Annotated in this window: 16 protein-coding genes; 13 read left to right on the top strand and 3 right to left on the bottom strand. The window is 64.5% G+C overall.

The genetic code is table 11. The features are described 5' to 3' along the window. Window positions 1–281 precede the first annotated feature (281 nt). Both argF and CR917_RS06150 read left to right on the top strand, forming a co-directional pair. Window positions 282–1,202 (top strand): ornithine carbamoyltransferase, encoded by a 921-nt coding sequence (gene argF / locus CR917_RS06155; protein ID WP_043861979.1) that lies wholly within the window; start codon window positions 282–284, stop codon window positions 1,200–1,202. Next, window positions 1,199–2,308 (top strand): ABC transporter ATP-binding protein, encoded by a 1,110-nt coding sequence (locus CR917_RS06150; protein WP_043861980.1) that lies wholly within the window; start codon window positions 1,199–1,201, stop codon window positions 2,306–2,308. Before argF ends, CR917_RS06150 begins: the two co-directional genes overlap by 4 nt. A gap of 82 nt (window positions 2,309–2,390) precedes the next feature. Here CR917_RS06150 and CR917_RS06145 read toward each other — a convergent pair whose 3' ends face one another. Further along, on the bottom strand, window positions 2,391–3,170 hold the full coding sequence (locus tag CR917_RS06145) for a PhzF family phenazine biosynthesis protein (RefSeq protein WP_058540964.1): 780 nt from the start codon (window positions 3,168–3,170) through the stop codon (window positions 2,391–2,393). Window positions 3,171–3,262: 92 nt separating this feature from the next. Continuing rightward, window positions 3,263–3,733, bottom strand: coding sequence for a Cys-tRNA(Pro) deacylase (gene ybaK / locus CR917_RS06140; protein WP_104572023.1), 471 nt, complete (start codon window positions 3,731–3,733; stop codon window positions 3,263–3,265). Between the two features lie 302 nt (window positions 3,734–4,035). On the opposite strand from ybaK, the gene CR917_RS06135 reads away from it, so the two are divergent. The 11 genes from CR917_RS06135 (at window position 4,036) to CR917_RS06085 (ending at window position 16,227) form a co-directional block, all read left to right on the top strand. Continuing rightward, entirely contained in the window at window positions 4,036–4,887 is an 852-nt protein-coding gene (locus tag CR917_RS06135) for an MIP/aquaporin family protein (RefSeq protein ID WP_043861983.1), read from the top strand. 66 nt (window positions 4,888–4,953) lie between these two features. After that, entirely contained in the window at window positions 4,954–6,453 is a 1,500-nt protein-coding gene (gene glpK, locus CR917_RS06130) for a glycerol kinase GlpK (RefSeq protein WP_043861984.1), read from the top strand. A gap of 162 nt (window positions 6,454–6,615) precedes the next feature. Further along, entirely contained in the window at window positions 6,616–7,371 is a 756-nt protein-coding gene (locus CR917_RS06125) for a DeoR/GlpR family transcriptional regulator (protein ID WP_043861985.1), read from the top strand. A gap of 171 nt (window positions 7,372–7,542) precedes the next feature. Continuing rightward, a complete protein-coding gene (glpD, locus tag CR917_RS06120; protein WP_043861986.1) occupies window positions 7,543–9,081 on the top strand; it encodes a glycerol-3-phosphate dehydrogenase in 1,539 nt (512 codons plus the stop codon). A 339-nt stretch (window positions 9,082–9,420) separates the two neighbouring features. Then, window positions 9,421–10,335, top strand: a complete 915-nt coding sequence (locus tag CR917_RS06115; RefSeq protein ID WP_043861987.1) for a glutamate/aspartate ABC transporter substrate-binding protein — start codon at window positions 9,421–9,423, stop codon at window positions 10,333–10,335. Between the two features lie 99 nt (window positions 10,336–10,434). Beyond that, window positions 10,435–11,181, top strand: a complete 747-nt coding sequence (locus tag CR917_RS06110) for an amino acid ABC transporter permease (RefSeq protein ID WP_043861988.1) — start codon at window positions 10,435–10,437, stop codon at window positions 11,179–11,181. Next, window positions 11,181–11,852, top strand: a complete 672-nt coding sequence (locus CR917_RS06105) for an ABC transporter permease subunit (RefSeq protein ID WP_043861989.1) — start codon at window positions 11,181–11,183, stop codon at window positions 11,850–11,852. The genes CR917_RS06110 and CR917_RS06105 overlap by 1 nt, the downstream gene beginning before the upstream one ends. Beyond that, window positions 11,849–12,583, top strand: coding sequence for an amino acid ABC transporter ATP-binding protein (locus tag CR917_RS06100; RefSeq protein WP_043861990.1), 735 nt, complete (start codon window positions 11,849–11,851; stop codon window positions 12,581–12,583). Before CR917_RS06105 ends, CR917_RS06100 begins: the two co-directional genes overlap by 4 nt. A 66-nt stretch (window positions 12,584–12,649) precedes the next feature. Continuing rightward, entirely contained in the window at window positions 12,650–14,557 is a 1,908-nt protein-coding gene (locus tag CR917_RS06095) for an ATP-binding protein (protein WP_043861991.1), read from the top strand. Further along, window positions 14,554–15,879: a sigma-54 dependent transcriptional regulator gene (locus CR917_RS06090; protein ID WP_043861992.1), complete on the top strand. Its 1,326-nt coding sequence runs from the start codon at window positions 14,554–14,556 to the stop codon at window positions 15,877–15,879. The genes CR917_RS06095 and CR917_RS06090 overlap by 4 nt, the downstream gene beginning before the upstream one ends. Window positions 15,880–15,900: 21 nt before the next feature. After that, complete coding sequence (locus CR917_RS06085; RefSeq protein ID WP_173925076.1) at window positions 15,901–16,227, top strand: GlpM family protein; 327 nt, start codon at window positions 15,901–15,903, stop codon at window positions 16,225–16,227. Here the strand turns inward: CR917_RS06085 and CR917_RS06080 are convergent. Beyond that, complete coding sequence (locus CR917_RS06080; protein ID WP_104572022.1) at window positions 16,224–17,216, bottom strand: alpha/beta fold hydrolase; 993 nt, start codon at window positions 17,214–17,216, stop codon at window positions 16,224–16,226. The two genes, CR917_RS06085 and CR917_RS06080, sit on opposite strands and share 4 nt — an antisense overlap. Between the last annotated feature and the right edge of the window lie 87 nt (window positions 17,217–17,303).

The raw sequence follows: 17,303 nt of genomic DNA, 5'->3' as shown, positions 1-17,303 counted from the left end.
GTCGCGGCGCGCTGGCACCTGTACCGCGCATGCGTTGCAAAGGCCTCGGCGGGCAGTGTACAAAGCCTGTCCGGCCCAATAAAAAGCGTCACCCAACGGCTTGCAACACATTCGGCAACGTCGAGTTCGCAGCCCCCACTTGGTAAGACGCGACATTTAATTATAGTATTGCGCCTTTCCCTATTTCGTCGCCCCGTGCGGCTTTCGCCGCAGGTCACTTCCGTTGTTTTCGAAAACCGGCTTTTGATGATCTGCGGTCTGTTGCAAAAAGGTAGTCAATGATGAGCGCTAGGCACTTTCTCTCCCTGATGGATTTCACCGCCGAAGAACTGGTCAGTGTGATCCGCCGAGGGATCGAGCTGAAGGACCTGCGTAACCGCGGCGTACTCTTCGAACCCCTGAAAAACCGCGTGCTGGGCATGATTTTCGAAAAGTCGTCCACGCGTACCCGGCTGTCGTTCGAAGCCGGCATGATCCAGCTCGGTGGCCAGGCCATCTTCCTGTCGCCACGCGACACCCAGCTGGGCCGTGGCGAGCCGATCGGTGACTGCGCCATCGTCATGTCGCGCATGCTCGACGCGGTGATGATCCGTACATTTGCCCACAGCACGCTCACCGAGTTCGCCGCCAATTCGCGGGTACCGGTGATCAACGGCCTGTCCGACGACCTGCACCCGTGCCAGCTGCTGGCCGACATGCAGACCTTCCTCGAACACCGCGGCTCGATCCAGGGCAAGACCGTGGCCTGGGTGGGCGATGGCAACAACATGTGCAACAGCTATATAGAAGCGGCCATCCAGTTCGACTTCCAGCTGCGCATCGCCTGCCCTGAGGGCTATGAGCCCAACCCGGCGTTCGTGGCCCAGGCCGGCGAGCGCGTGCAGATCGTGCGCGACCCCAAGGACGCCGTGCGCGGTGCACACCTGGTGAGCACCGATGTCTGGACTTCCATGGGCCAGGAGGAGGAAACTGCACGGCGCCTGGCGCTGTTTGCGCCTTACCAGGTCAACCGCGAACTGCTCGACCTGGCGGCTGCGGATGCCCTGTTCATGCACTGCCTGCCCGCCCACCGTGGCGAGGAAATCAGCCTGGACCTGCTCGACGACCCCCGTTCGGTCGCCTGGGACCAGGCCGAAAACCGCTTGCATGCACAGAAGGCGCTTCTCGAATATCTTGTCGAACCGGCCTATCACCACGCATGAGTCAACCTCTACTGCTTAACCTGCGCGACCTCGCCTGCGGCTATGGCGAGCAGCGCATCGTCCAGAACCTCAACCTGCACCTCAACGCCGGCGACATCGGTTGCCTGCTGGGTTCCTCGGGGTGCGGCAAGACCACCACGCTGCGCGCCATCGCCGGTTTCGAGCCGGTGCACGAGGGCGAGATCAGCCTGGCGGGCGAAGTCATCTCCAAGGCCGGCTTCACCCTGGCCCCGGAGAAGCGCCGCATCGGCATGGTGTTTCAGGACTACGCGCTGTTCCCGCACCTGACCGTGGCCGAGAACATCGCGTTCGGCATCGGCAAGCACCCGCGCCAGCGCCAGGTGGTCGATGAAATGCTCGAGCTGGTGAAGCTGGACAAGCTTGGCGGGCGCTACCCGCACGAGCTGTCCGGCGGCCAGCAACAGCGTGTGGCCCTGGCCCGTGCCCTGGCACCCGAGCCGCAACTGCTGCTGCTGGACGAGCCGTTCTCCAACCTCGACGTGGAACTGCGCCGACGCCTCAGTCATGAGGTGCGTGACATCCTCAAGAGTCGCGGCACCAGCGCGATCCTGGTCACCCATGACCAGGAAGAGGCCTTTGCCGTCAGCGACCATGTGGGCGTGTTCAAGGAAGGCCGCCTGGAGCAGTGGGACACCCCGTACAACCTCTACCACGAACCGTTCACGCCGTTCGTGGCCAGCTTTATCGGCCAGGGCTACTTCATCCGTGGCCAGCTGACCAGCCCCGAATCGGTGCAGACCGAACTGGGCGAGCTGCGCGGCAATCGGGCCTACACCCTGCCCCAGGGCAGCGCGGTGGATGTGCTGCTGCGCCCGGACGATATCGTGCATGCGCCCCACAGTGCCTTGAAGGCAAGCATCGTCGGCAAGAGCTTCCTCGGTGCGTCCACCCTGTACCGCCTGCAACTGGGTACCGGCAGCCAGCTCGAAGCGATCTTCCCGAGCCATATCGACCATCAGGTCGGCGGCGAGGTGGGCATTGAAGTGGCGGCGGACCACCTGGTGCTGTTCCCGGTGGCCGGCACGGTGCCGGCACAACTGCCGGTGGCGGAGAACGGCGTGCGACGCTACAGCGCGGCGCTCTGATAACGCTTCGCCAGCAAGGCTGGCTCCTACAGGAAATTGCCTGGCCTACTGTAGGAGCCAGCCTTGCTGGCGAAAAGGGCCGCTAGAGGAACAACGTCCCGCTCGCCACCCGCGTCGCATACCCGCCAATCTTCACCCGCGCCCCCTCCAGGCGGCAGAAGAGCTCCCCGCCCCGCGCGGAACACTGCACCGCGTGCAGCTCATCCTTGCCCAGGCGCTGCGCCCAGTAAGGGATCAGCGAGCAGTGCGTGGAGCCGGTCACCGGGTCTTCAGGGATACCGATCCCCGGCGCAAAATAGCGCGACACAAAATCATGCTCGCGCCCTGGCGCCGTGACAATCACGCCCAGCCCCGGCAACGGCACCAGCGCCGCCATGTCAGGGCGACAATCCCGCACCGCCTGTTCGCTTTCGAGCACCACGAACAGTTCATTGGTCTGCCACACCTCGACCACCGGGCACCCCAGCGCCTGCGCCACCGGCGGCAGCTCGGCCAGCGGCTGCGGGTCGTAGCGCGGGAAGTCCAGCACCAGGCGCCCCGCCTCGCGGCTCACGGTCAGCGGCCCCGAACGGCTGTCGAACGCCAGGCACTCGGCATCTTCCCCATACACCTCGAACAGCACATGCGCGCTGGCCAGGGTCGCATGCCCGCACAGCGGCACTTCGGTGGAGGGCGTGAACCAGCGGATGCGCCAGCGCTGCGCCTCGCGCACGACGAATGCGGTTTCGGCCAGGTTGTGCTCGGCCGCAATCTTTTGCATCAGTTCATCGGGCAGCCATTGCTCCAGGCGATACACCATCGCCGGGTTGCCGCTGAAGGGTTGGGAACTGAAGGCATCGACCTGGTGAAATTCAAGCTGCATGGGTTGGCTCCTGCATGGGAAGGCAGCGAGCATGCCTGCCCGGGCGCTCGCGCTTCCATATACAGAATGGCCGGATTTGGAGGATACAGATGCTACTCGCGGCCGATCGCCGCAAAGCTGCCCCGGGTGTGCTCGGCCAGCACCGCCGCCGCCAGTTCCACCTCCAGCCCGCGCCGCCCGGCGCTGACATGAATGGTTTCGAACTGCTGCGCCGAAGCATCGATGAAGGTGCGCAGGCGCTTCTTCTGCCCCAGCGGGCTGATCCCGCCCACCAGGTACCCGGTGGAACGCTGTGCGGCCACCGGGTCGGCCATTTCGCACTTCTTTGCACCCGCCGCATGGGCCAGGGCCTTGAGGTCCAGGCTGCCCACCACCGGCACCACCGCCACCAGCAACTCGCCCTTCTCGGTGCTGGCCAGCAGCGTCTTGAACACCCGCGCTGGCTCCAGGTTGAGCTTCTCGGCGGCTTCCAGGCCGTAGGAAGCCGCCTTGGGGTCGTGTTCATAACTGTGGATGCGGTGTTCGGCGCGGGCTTTCTTGAGCAAATCCAGGGCGGGGGTCATGCAGGGCTCCAGGCAGGGTGATCGGTCTCCAGTCGCTGGCTACTTTAGGGCAAAACGCCGGAGCCAACCATTACCCGCCCGGTTGCCACCGACACCACCTGAGCCACCGGCAGTCAGAATATGAATGGCAGTTCACTTTCGACCTTTGACATCAGCGTTTCTTGTCTATATTTTTTCGATTCTGAATATCGAACTGCCCCAATACCGTGCAGTTCTGCCGTCAACCCGACCAGAATGGGGATCCTGCTCGGGTTTTTGTCGAGCGCACACGCGCCTCACAACAACAAGAACCGAGGTCACGAATGACGACTGCTCTACGACAACCAACGCTGTCTGCCCAATGCATGGCCGAATTCCTCGGCACCGCATTGCTCATCTTTTTCGGTACCGGCTGCGTCGCGGCACTCAAGGTCGCGGGCGCCAGCTTCGGCCTGTGGGAAATCAGCATCATCTGGGGCGTGGGGGTCAGCATGGCGATCTACTTCACCGCCGGGGTGTCGGGTGCACACCTGAACCCGGCCGTGAGCATCGCCCTGAGCCTGTTCAGCGGCTTCGAAAAGCGCAAGCTGCCGTTCTACATCGTCGCCCAGGTGGCCGGTGCCTTCTGCGGCGCGGCGCTGGTATACACCCTGTACAGCAACCTGTTCTTCGATTACGAACAGACCCACGCCATGGTGCGCGGCAGCACCGCCAGCCTGGAGCTGGCCTCGGTGTTCTCCACCTATCCGCACCCGTTGCTGTCCACCGGCCAGGCATTTCTGGTGGAGGCCGTGATCACGGCCATCCTGATGGCGGTGATCATGGCCCTTGCCGACGACAGCAACGGCCTGCCCCGCGGCGCACTGGCACCACTGCTGATCGGCCTGCTGATCGCGGTGATCGGCAGTGCCATGGGCCCGCTGACCGGCTTTGCGATGAACCCGGCGCGCGACTTCGGCCCCAAGCTCATGACCTTCCTGGCCGGCTGGGGCAACGTGGCCTTTACTGGCGCACGTGACATTCCCTATTTCCTGGTTCCCATCATTGCGCCGATCATAGGTGCAAGCGTGGGTGCCGCCCTGTATCGCGGCGTGATCGCGCGCAACTTGCCCACGGCAGACGGCGCGAACGCCCAGACCGACGACAACGCTCGGGGCAAGACCCAGGCCTCCTGATGCCGAACCGGCGAGCCAGGCTCGCCCTGCCCCGACTTCCACCTTTTCGAGTGCAAGGCCCACACCATGACCGACACCCCGAACAAGCACTACATCATTGCCCTGGACCAGGGCACGACCAGTTCACGCGCGATCATCTTCGACCGTGACGCCAACGTGGTCGGCACCTCGCAGCGCGAGTTCGCCCAGCATTACCCCCAGGCCGGCTGGGTCGAGCACGACCCGATGGAGATCTTCGCCACCCAGAGCGCGACCATGGTCGAAGCACTGGCCCAGGCGGGCCTGAGCCACGACCAGGTGGCGGCCATCGGCATCACCAACCAGCGCGAGACCACCGTGGTGTGGGACCGCGAAACCGGTCGCCCGGTGTACAACGCCATCGTCTGGCAGTGCCGACGCAGCACCGAGATCTGCGAGCAGCTCAAGCGTGACGGCCACGCGGACTACATTCGCGAAACCACCGGCCTGGTCACCGACCCGTACTTCTCGGGCACCAAGCTCAAGTGGATCCTGGACAACGTCGACGGCGTGCGTGAACGCGCCGAACGCGGCGAGCTGCTGTTCGGCACCGTGGATACCTGGCTGATCTGGAAGTTCTCCGGCGGCAAGGTGCATGTCACCGACTACACCAACGCCTCGCGCACCCTGATGTTCAACATCCACACCCTGGAATGGGACGAGAAGATGCTGCAGGTGCTGGGCATCCCGAAGCAGATGCTGCCCCAGGTACGCTCGTCGTCAGAGGTGTACGGCCACACCAAGAGCGGCATCGCCATTGCCGGCATCGCCGGCGACCAGCAGGCTGCGCTGTTCGGCCAGATGTGCGTGGAGCCGGGCCAGGCCAAGAACACCTATGGCACCGGCTGCTTCCTGCTGATGAACACCGGCGACAAGGCCGTGCAGTCGTCCCATGGCCTGCTCACCACCATTGCCTGCGGCCCGCGCGGCGAAGTGGCCTATGCCCTGGAAGGCGCGGTGTTCAACGGCGGCTCGACCGTGCAGTGGCTGCGTGACGAGCTGAAGATCGTCAACGACGCCCACGACACCGAGTACTTCGCCAGCAAGGTCAAGGACAGCAACGGCGTGTACCTGGTGCCGGCATTCACCGGCCTGGGTGCGCCGTACTGGGACCCGTACGCGCGCGGCGCCCTGTTCGGCCTGACCCGCGGGGTCAAGGTCGACCACATCATCCGCGCCGCGCTGGAGTCGATCGCCTATCAGACCCGCGACGTGCTCGACGCCATGCAGCAGGATTGCGGCGAGCGCCTGAGCGCACTGCGGGTGGACGGTGGCGCGGTGGCCAACAACTTCCTGATGCAGTTCCAGGCCGACATTCTCGGCACCTGCGTGGAACGCCCGCAGATGCGCGAAACCACTGCGCTCGGCGCCGCCTACCTGGCCGGCCTGGCATGTGGCTTCTGGAGCGGGCTGGACGAGCTGCGCGGCAAGGCCATCATCGAGCGCGAGTTCACTCCGCAGTTGGAGGAGGCGCAGAAAGAGAAGCTGTACGCCGGCTGGCTGAAGGCAGTGGACCGTACCCGCGACTGGGAACCGCACGAGGAATAAAACCTGCGCAGGCCTCTTCGCCAGCAAGGCTGACTCCTACACTGTAGGCACCAGCCTTGCTGGCGAGGCGCCCACAGGATCGTTTCAGCTAGCCCCGCGCTGGCCCCCGCCCCCATCCTGCGGCATCATGCAGATTTGCCCGGCAGCCCAAAAGGACCGCCCATGAATCTGCCCCCTCGCCAACAACAAATTCTCGAGCTGGTCCGCGAACGCGGCTATGTCAGTATCGAGGAAATGGCGCAGCTGTTCGTTGTAACCCCGCAAACCATCCGCCGTGACATCAACCAGCTGGCCGAAGTGAACCTGCTGCGCCGCTATCACGGTGGCGCGGCCTATGACTCGAGCATCGAGAACACCGCCTACGCCATGCGTGCCGACCAGATGCGCGACGAAAAGCAGCGTATCGCCGAAGCCATCGCCGCGCAGATCCCCGATCACGCCTCGCTGTTCATCAACATCGGCACCACCACCGAGTCCATCGCCCGCGCCCTGCTCAACCACAACCACCTGAAGATCATCACCAACAACCTGCATGTGGCCTCCATCCTCAGCGCCAAGGACGATTTCGAAGTACTGCTGGCCGGCGGCAACGTGCGCCGCGATGGCGGTGTGGTCGGCCAGGCCAGCGTCGACTTCATCAACCAGTTCAAGGTCGACTTCGCCCTGGTCGGCATCAGCGGCATCGATGAGGACGGCAGCCTGCTCGACTTCGATTACCAGGAAGTGCGCGTGTCCCAGGCCATCATCGCCAATGCGCGCCAGGTGATCCTCGCCGCCGACTCCAGCAAGTTCGGGCGCAACGCCATGGTGCGCCTGGGCTCGATCAGCCTGATCGACTGCCTGGTGACCGACCAGCCCCCCGTCGCCGCCCTCGCCCAGTTGCTCAACCAGCACAAGATCCGCCTGGACGTGGTGTAGCGCCATCGCGGCCCTCGCAACGGGGCCGCTCGAATGTTCATAATTTTTCATTTATTTGTCATCCGATCAGTATTTTCTATTGAAAGCGACTGGCGGGCGCCATTTTGTTGCGCTACCATTTTCGCAAACGAACATTAATGTTCATATTCGATAGAAACCAGAGGCCGCCTCGTGTCCCAGTCCAGCTCGCCATCGCCCGCCCTTGCCGAAATCTACGACGTTGCCGTGATCGGTGGCGGCATCAACGGCGTCGGTATCGCCACCGATGCGGCCGGACGCGGCCTGTCGGTACTGCTCTGCGAAAAGGACGACCTGGCCAGCCATACGTCCTCGGCCAGCAGCAAGCTGATCCACGGTGGCCTGCGCTATCTGGAGCACTACGAGTTCCGCCTGGTGCGCGAAGCGCTGGCAGAACGCGAAGTGCTGCTGGCCAAGGCGCCGCATATCGTCAAGCCGATGCGCTTCGTGCTGCCGCACCAGCCGCACCTGCGTCCGGCCTGGATGATCCGCGCCGGCCTGTTCCTGTATGACCATCTGGGCAAGCGCAAGCAGCTGGGCGCCTCGCGCAGCCTGCGCTTCGGCCCGGGCAACCCGCTCAAGCCGGCCATCACCCGCGGTTTCGAATACGCCGACTGCGCAGTGGACGACGCCCGTCTGGTGGTGCTCAACGCCATGGCCGCGCGTGAACTGGGTGCGCACATCCTCACCCGTACCCGCTGCGTCAGCGCACGGCGCGTGGGCAAGCTGTGGAACGTGCAGCTCGAACGCGCCGACGGCAGCCAGCAGACCATCCAGGCCCGCGCCCTGGTGAACGCGGCCGGCCCGTGGGTGGCCAGGTTCATCAAGGACGACCTCAAGCTGGAGGCGCCCTACGGCATTCGCCTGATTCAGGGCAGCCACCTGATCGTGCCCCGGCTGTACGAGGGCGAGCATGCCTACATCCTGCAGAACGAAGACCAGCGCATCGTGTTCGCCATCCCGTACCTGGAGCGCTTCACCCTGATCGGCACCACCGACCGCGAGTACAGCGGCGACCCGGCCCAGGTGAGCATCACCGAGGCCGAGACCGACTACCTGCTCAAGGTTGTGAACGCGCACTTCAACCACCAGCTGGGCCGCGCCGACATCCTCAGCACCTATTCCGGTGTGCGCCCGTTGTGCAACGACGAGTCGGACAACCCCTCGGCGGTCACCCGCGACTACACCCTGGCCCTGTCGGCGTCTGCCGGCGAGGCGCCGCTGCTGTCGGTGTTCGGCGGCAAGCTGACCACCTACCGCAAGCTGGCCGAGTCGGCCATGGCCGAGCTGGCGCCGTACTTCACCCAGATGACCGGTAGCTGGACCGCCACCTCCAGCCTGCCGGGCGGTGAACAGATGACCACGCCGCAGGCGCTGTGCGACGAGATTCTCGCGCGCTTCGGCTGGCTGCCAGCGGATATCGCCAAGCGCTGGGCGCTGACCTACGGCAGCCGCGTATGGCGCCTGCTCGAGGGCGTCCAGGGCCCGGATGACCTGGGCGATGCGATTGGTGGCGGGTTGTTCACCCGCGAGGTGGATTACCTGTGCAGCGAGGAATGGGCGGTCAGCGCCGACGATATCCTGCTGCGGCGCACCAAGCTGGGGCTTTTCACCAGCCCGGCCGAACAACAGGCTCTGCGGGTTTACCTGCAACGGGTAGAACTGAGCCGCGGGCGTATTCAGGCGGCCTGACACCGCCAAATCGCATCGTGGGTCAAGCCCGCTCCCACAAGGTCACCAAACCTGTGGGAGCGGGCTTGACCCGCGATGAGGCCACCAAAGGACTATCTGTTCGGTTTCCCGAACGAGCCATTGGCCCTTAATCGGAAACCCGGACATCCCTCCCCCGCCATACCCCGGCAAAAAATGCCCGCCGCCGCTATTTGCATGGGGTTATGATCAAAATCAGAGTTTGGCATGAGTCATGCTCTACACTCAGTACCCGAATGCGCAACCGCTTCATTGCTGTGTTCGCTGAACGAAAGAGCCCGCCAACGGCTCAATAAGAAAAACAACGTCGAGGAAAATTTGATGCGTATCGTTCCCCATCTGTTGGGCGCCGCCATGGCGACCGCTTTGATCAGCACGCCGGCCCTTGCCGCCGAACTGACCGGCACCCTGAAGAAAATCAACGACTCGGGCACCATTACCCTGGGGCACCGCGACGCTTCCATCCCGTTCTCCTACATCGCCGACGCTTCGGGCAAACCCGTCGGTTACTCCCACGACATCCAGCTGGCTATCGTCGAGGCCCTGAAAAAGGACCTGAACAAGCCGGACCTGAAGGTCAAATACAACCTGGTCACCTCGCAGACCCGCATCCCGCTGGTGCAGAACGGCACCGTTGACGTCGAGTGCGGTTCCACTACCAACAACCTCGAGCGCCAGCAACAGGTCGACTTCTCGGTCGGCATCTTCGAGATCGGTACCCGCCTGCTGTCCAAAAAGGATTCCTCCTACAAGGACTTCCCGGACCTGGCCGGCAAGAACGTGGTGACCACCGCCGGTACCACATCCGAGCGCATCCTCAAGTCGATGAACGCCGACAAGCAGATGAAGATGAACGTCATCTCCGCCAAGGACCACGGCGAGTCGTTCCAGATGCTCGAGTCCGGCCGCGCCGTGGCCTTCATGATGGACGACGCCCTGCTCGCCGGCGAAATGGCCAAGGCCAAGAAGCCGACCGACTGGGCCGTGACCGGAACCCCGCAGTCCTATGAAATCTACGGCTGCATGGTGCGCAAGGGCGATGCCCCGTTCAAGAAAGCGGTCGATGACGCCATCGTCGCCCTGTACAAGTCGGGTGAGATCAACAAGATCTACGACAAGTGGTTCAACCAGCCAATCCCGCCTAAAGGCCTGAACCTGATGTTCCCCATGAGCGACGAGCTCAAGGCGCTGATCGCCAATCCTACCGACAAAGCTGCAGACGAAAAGAAGTCCTGACCCCCAGCTAGTTAGTGTCTAACCTTTCATCCGAGGGCGCCCAGCGCCCCCGGATGCTTGAAGGTGCCCGTGAAACAACCGATCTGAGGGGAGACCCCGATGAATTACAACTGGGACTGGGGCGTTTTTTTCAAGTCCACCGGCGTTGGCAGCGAGACCTACCTGGACTGGTATATCACCGGCCTGGGCTGGACCATCCTGATCGCCGTTGCCGCCTGGATCATTGCGCTGCTGCTGGGCTCGGTGCTCGGCGTCATGCGTACCGTACCGAACCGTCTGGTGTCGGGTATCGCCACGTGCTACGTGGAACTGTTTCGCAATGTGCCGCTGCTGGTGCAGCTGTTCATCTGGTACTTCCTGGTACCCGACCTGCTGCCCGAAGGCCTGCAGGAGTGGTACAAGCAGGACCTCAACCCGACCACCTCGGCGCTGATCAGCGTGGTCATCTGCCTGGGGCTGTTCACCGCTGCACGGGTGTGCGAGCAGGTGCGCACCGGCATCCAGGCGCTGCCCCGTGGCCAGGAAGCCGCTGCCCGCGCCATGGGCTTCAGCCTGCCGCAGATCTACAACAACGTGCTGCTGCCGCAAGCCTACCGGATCATCATTCCGCCGCTTACCTCCGAATTCCTGAACGTGTTCAAGAACTCCTCGGTGGCGTCGCTGATCGGCCTGATGGAGCTGCTGGCACAGACCAAGCAGACCGCCGAGTTCTCGGCCAACCTGTTCGAGGCCTTCACCCTGGCCACGCTGATCTACTTCACCCTGAACATGGGGCTGATGCTGCTGATGCGCCTGGTCGAGAAGAAAGTCGCGGTGCCGGGCCTGATCTCCGTGGGGGGTAAATAATGGACATGGATTTCAGTGGAATCGTGCCAGCCCTGCCGGGCCTGTGGAACGGCATGAAGATGACCCTGCAGCTGATGCTCATGGGCATCATTGGCGGCATCGCGCTGGGTACCGTGCTGGCACTGATGCGGTTGTCGTCGAGCAAGCTGCTGTCGCGCCTGGCCGGCGCCTACGTGAACTACTTTCGCTCCATCCCGCTGCTGCTGGTGATCACCTGGTTCTACCTGGCGGTACCGTTCGTGCTGCGCTGGATCACCGGCGAAGACACCCCGGTGGGTGCGTTCACCTCCTGCGTCGTGGCATTCATGATGTTCGAGGCGGCGTACTTCTGCGAAATCGTGCGGGCCGGCGTGCAGTCGATCTCCAAGGGCCAGATGGCGGCTGCCCAGGCACTGGGCATGAACTACGCGCAGACCATGCGCCTGATCATCCTGCCCCAGGCATTTCGCAAGATGACCCCGCTGCTGCTGCAGCAGAGCATCATCCTGTTCCAGGACACCTCGCTGGTCTACACCGTGGGCCTGGTGGACTTCCTCAACTCGGCACGGGCCAGTGGCGACATCATCGGGCGCTCCAACGAGTTCCTGCTGTTTGCCGGCGCCGTGTACTTTGTCATCAGCTTCTCCGCTTCCTTCCTGGTCAAGCGTCTGCAGAAAAGGATAACCGTATGATTTCCATCAAGAACGTCAACAAGTGGTACGGCGATTTCCAGGTTCTGACCGACTGCAGCACCGAGGTCAAGAAAGGCGAAGTGGTGGTGGTGTGCGGGCCGTCTGGCTCGGGCAAGTCCACCCTGATCAAGTGCGTCAACGCGCTGGAACCGTTCCAGAAGGGCGACATCGTGGTCGACGGCACCTCGATCGCCGACCCCAAGACCAACCTGCCCAAGCTGCGCTCGCGGGTCGGCATGGTGTTCCAGCACTTCGAACTGTTCCCGCACCTGACCATCACCGAGAACCTGACCATCGCGCAGATCAAGGTGCTGGGCCGCAGCAAGGAAGAAGCCACCAAGAAGGGCCTGCAACTGCTCGAGCGCGTCGGCCTGTCGGCCCATGCGCACAAGCACCCCGGCCAGCTCTCCGGCGGCCAGCAGCAGCGCGTGGCCATCGCCCGCGCCCTGGCCATGGACCCGATCGTGATGCTGTTCGACGAACCCACCTCGGCCCTGGACCCGGAAATGGTCAGCGAGGTACTCGACGTGATGGTGCAACTGGCCCACGAAGGCATGACCATGATGTGCGTGACCCACGAAATGGGCTTTGCGCGCAAAGTGGCCAACCGGGTGATCTTCATGGACAAGGGCAACATCATCGAAGACTGCACCAAGGAAGAGTTCTTCGGTGACCAGAGCGTGCGCGACGAGCGTACCCAGCACTTCCTCAGCAAGATCCTGCAGCACTGATGCCGCCCGGTGCCCCTGCCCGGCCCACGCCGGGCAGAGGGCGCTGGTCGTGACAAGGCCACTGTGATGAAATGCGATCCCACGCTCTTTCGCCCAGCCAAGCCTGACCTTGCCGTGAAACCTCGCCTGATCCGCCACCTGTTCCTGCCCCCACTGGTCCTGCTGCTGATGATCGGCCTGGGTGTGATCGGCTACCTGATCAGCGAGCACAACGGCATCCGCACCCTGAGCGAGACCGGCGAGCGTCAGCTTGAACTGCATGCCCGCGCGGTCGAGAGCGAGATCAGCAAGTACACCTACCTGCCCAGCCTGCTGGAACTCGAAGACAGCGTCTCCAGCCTGCTGAACTCCACCGATGGCGACCAGCGCCAGGCGGTCAACGAATACCTCGAAGGGCTCAACCGGCGCAGCCGCAGCCGCGCCATCTATGTGCTTGACACCACCGGCCGGGTGCAGGCCACCAGCAACTGGCGCGACGTCGACAGCTACCTGGGCGAAGACCTCTCGTTCCGTGCCTATTTCCAGAATGCCGTGCGCGGCCAGCCCGGGCGCTTCTACGGCATCGGCAGCACCACCGGCGAACCTGGCTACTACCTGGCCCATGGCCTGGAAGAACACGGCAAGATCATCGGCGTGGCGGTGATCAAGGTGCGCCTGGAAGCCCTCGAAGAGCGCTGGCAGCGAGCCCGCCTGGAGGCCTTCGTCAGCGACGAGAACGGCATCATCATCCTCTCCAGCGACCCGGCGCGGCGGCTGAAGTCGGTGCGCCCGCTGACCCCGGAAATCAAGGAGCGCCTGGCGCGCAGCCTGCAGTACTACTGGTTCCCGCTCAACGAACTGCAGCCGCTGGCGCGCGAGAAGCTCGCCGACGGGGTCGAGAAGCTGACCTTTCCGGCCAATGCCGAACTGGGCGACAGCAACCGCAAGGTCACCTACCTGGCCCAGACCCGGCGCCTGAGCGACACGCCCTGGCACTTCACCCTGCTGACCCCGCTGCAGGACCTGCGCCACGAATCGATGATCCAGGGCGTGCTGGTGGCCGTGGCCTTCGCCCTGCTGGCGATCCTGCTGATAGCCTGGAACGAGCGGCGCAAGGTGATCGCCACCCGCCTGGCCGCCCGCGAGGCGCTGGAAGAAGCCAACAACCAGCTCGAACGCAAGATTGCCGAGCGCACCGCCGACCTGCGTGCCAGCAACGAACGCCTCAAGGGCCAGATCCGCGAACGCCGGCACGCCGAGCAGACCCTGCGCCATGCCCAGGACGAACTGGTGCAGGCCGGCAAGCTGGCGGCCATCGGGCAGATGTCGACCAGCATCGCCCATGAGCTGAACCAGCCGCTGGCGGCGCTGCGCACCCTGTCGGGCAACACCGTGCGCTTTCTGCAGCGCGGTGCGCTGGAAACCGCCAGCGCCAATCTGCTGACCATGAACGAACTGATCGACCGCATGGGCCGTATCACCGCCAGCCTGCGCTCGTTCGCCCGGCGCGGCGACGACCGTGGCCAGGCCTCGCTGGAAAAGGCCGTGACCGCCGCCCTGCAACTGCTCAATGCGCGCATCGAGGGCTGCCACCTGAAACTGCACCTCGAGTACGCCGACCAGCAACTGACAATCGACCAGACCCGCCTGGAGCAGATCCTGGTCAACCTGATCGGCAACGCCCTGGATGCCATGGCCGCGGTGCCGCTGCCGCAACTCTGGCTCGAAGGCGAGCTGGTGGGCGACAAGTACCGCCTGCGCGTGCGCGACAACGGTCATGGCATCGACGATGAAGCGCGCAAGCACCTGTTCGAACCGTTTTTCACCACCAAACCGGGCGAGCACGGCCTGGGCCTGGGCCTGACCCTGTCGGCCAGCCTCGCCGCTGCAGCCGGCGGTACCCTGAACGTCGAACACCCCGCCAGCGGCGGTACCGCGTTCGTGCTCAGCCTGCCGCTGGTCGATGCCCCCACTGAACCTGCCGAGTCCCTATGACCCCATCGCCCCTTACCGTCCTGATCGTCGAAGACGATCCGCATGTGTTGCTCGGGTGCCAGCAGGCGCTGGCCCTGGAAGATATCGCCTGCGAAGGCGTCGGCAGTGCCGAACAGGCACTGGAGCGCATCGGCGATGATTTCGCCGGCATCGTGGTCAGCGATATCCGCCTGCCGGGCATCGATGGCCTGGAACTGCTCAGCCGCCTCAAGGCCCGCGACAAGAGCCTGCCGGTGGTGCTGATCACCGGCCACGGCGACATCGACATGGCCGTGGGCGCCATGCGCAACGGCGCCTACGACTTCATGGAAAAGCCCTTCTCGCCGGAGCGCCTGGTGGATGTGGTGCGCCGGGCGCTGGAACAGCGCGGCCTGGCCCGCGAAGTGTTCTCGCTGCGCCGCCAGCTGGCCGAGCGCAGCACCCTGGAGGGGCGCATCATCGGCCGCTCGCCGGCCATGCAGAACCTGCGCGAGCTGATCGCCAACGTCGCCGATACCTCGGCCAACGTGCTGATCGAGGGCGAGACCGGCACCGGCAAGGAGCTGGTCGCGCGCTGCCTGCACGACTTCAGCCGGCGCCAGAGCCAGCCCTTCGTGGCGTTGAACTGCGGCGGCCTGCCGGAGAACCTGTTCGAGACCGAAATCTTCGGCCACGAGGCCAACGCCTTCACGGGTGCCGGCAAGCGCCGCATCGGCAAGATCGAGCACGCCAACGGCGGCACGCTGTTTCTCGACGAAGTCGAGAGCATGCCGCTCAACCTGCAGATCAAGCTGCTGCGCGTGTTGCAGGAGCGCACCCTGGAACGCCTGGGTTCGAACCAGAGCATTGCGGTGGATTGCCGGGTGATCGCCGCCACCAAATCGGACCTGGATGCCCTCGGCCAGACCGGCCAGTTTCGCAGCGACCTGTACTACCGCCTCAACGTGGTGACCCTGGAACTGCCGCCGCTGCGCGAGCGCCGCGAAGACATCCTGCAACTGTTCGAGCACTTCCTGCAGCAGTCGGCCCTGCGCTTCGACCGCGAGGCACCGCCGCTGGACAGCCAGACCCTGTCGCGCCTGATGGCCCATGACTGGCCGGGCAACGTGCGCGAGCTGCGCAACGTGGCCGAGCGCCACGCCCTGGGCCTGCCGGCGTTCAAGAAGGCCGGCGCCAATGTGGCGCAGAGCCTGGGCTTTGCCGAGGCGGTCGAGGCCTTCGAGCGCAACCTGCTCAGCGACGCCCTGCAGCGCACCGGCGGCAACCTCAGCCAGGCCAGCCAGGAGCTGGGCATGGCCAAGACCACCCTGTTCGACAAAGTCAAAAAATACGGCCTGGCCTGAGCGAGCGTTTCGATGGACATGATTCTCAAGGCCTGCCTGGGCGCCGTGGTGGTGCTGATCATCGCGGCCCTGGCCAAGACCCGCAATTACTACGTGGCCGGGCTGGTGCCGCTGTTTCCCACCTTTGCCCTGATTGCCCACTACATCATCGGCAAGGGCCGCTCGCTGGAGGACCTGAAGGCCACCATCGTGTTCGGCATGTGGTCGATCATCCCCTACTTCGTGTACCTGGCCGCGCTGTACGTGCTGGTCGACCGCCTACGCCTGGAGCTGTCACTGGCGCTGGCGGCAGTGGCCTGGCTGATCGCCGCCACCGTGCTGGTCAGCGTATGGGTGCGCCTGCACTAGCGTTGGGCCAGATGGCCCAGCTCTTCGCGGTGCGCCTTCAGATAAGGCAGTACCGCCGCCAGCAGCGGGGCCTTGAACGGCTCCTGGAAGCGGTGCGCCAGGCCCGGTATCAGGCGTAGCTGGCTGCCCTGGATGTGCGCGGCCAGGTGCACGCCGTGCATCACCGGCAACAGCGGGTCGGCCGTGCCGTGCACCACCAGGGCCGGGACTCGCAGGTTGTCGAGCAGCTCGACACGGCTGGGCTCGGCAAGTATGGCCATGACCTGGCGCTGCACGCCTTCGGGGTTGAAGGCCCGGTCGTAGGCAGTGGCGGCCTGCTGCAACAGGGCCTGGCGATCATCCTGCACCTGCGGGCTGCCCAGCGCGGCCAGCAAGTCGGCCTGCTGCTCCAGGGCCACCTGGCGATTCGGCGCACCGCGCCGGGCCAACTGCCGAACCAGCGCCGGCGCAGGCGCCGGCAGCCCCTGCGCCCCCGAACTGGACATGATCAGGGTCAGGCTCTCGACCCGCTCGGGCGCCATCGCCGCCAGGTGCTGGGCAATCATTCCACCCATGCTCACCCCCAGCACATGAAAGCGCTGCGCGTGCAGCGCATCCATCAGCGCCAGACCATCAGCGGCCATGTCGCTCAGGCTGTAGGGCGCCGCCACCGGCAGGCCGAGCCGGTAGCGCAGCGCCTCGACCGTCAGGTTGGCCTGGGCGGGTGGCTGGTTCCAGCGCGACAGGCCGACGTCGCGGTTGTCGTAGCGGATCACCCTGAAGCCCTGCTGGCACAGCGCAAGTACCACCTCGTCGGGCCAGTGGATCAACTGGCCGCCCAGGCCCATGACCAGCAGCAGGGCCGGGTCGCTGTCACGCCCGATGCTCTGATAGGCCAGGCTGACCGGCCCCGCCTCGGCGTATCGGATAGCTGAAGTGATGTCGCAGCGAGGCGCCGCGAACGAAGAAAAGGCGCTGCACAGCGCCACCAGAAACAGGATTGCCCGCATGAAAGAAACACCAGAGTGCAGTTCGCCAGTAAAGCGCGAGTCTGATGAAGTTCATGCCGGCGCGCTGCCACAGATCGGTGACCGTTT

Origin of the sequence: Pseudomonas sp. BRM28 (genome assembly GCF_002939405.1) — a bacterium.
In the GTDB taxonomy this organism is placed as follows: Bacteria; Pseudomonadota; Gammaproteobacteria; order Pseudomonadales; family Pseudomonadaceae; genus Aquipseudomonas; species Aquipseudomonas palmensis.
The sequence above is the reverse complement of the archived record's forward strand: the minus strand, read 5'-3'. Positions and strand labels throughout refer to the sequence as shown.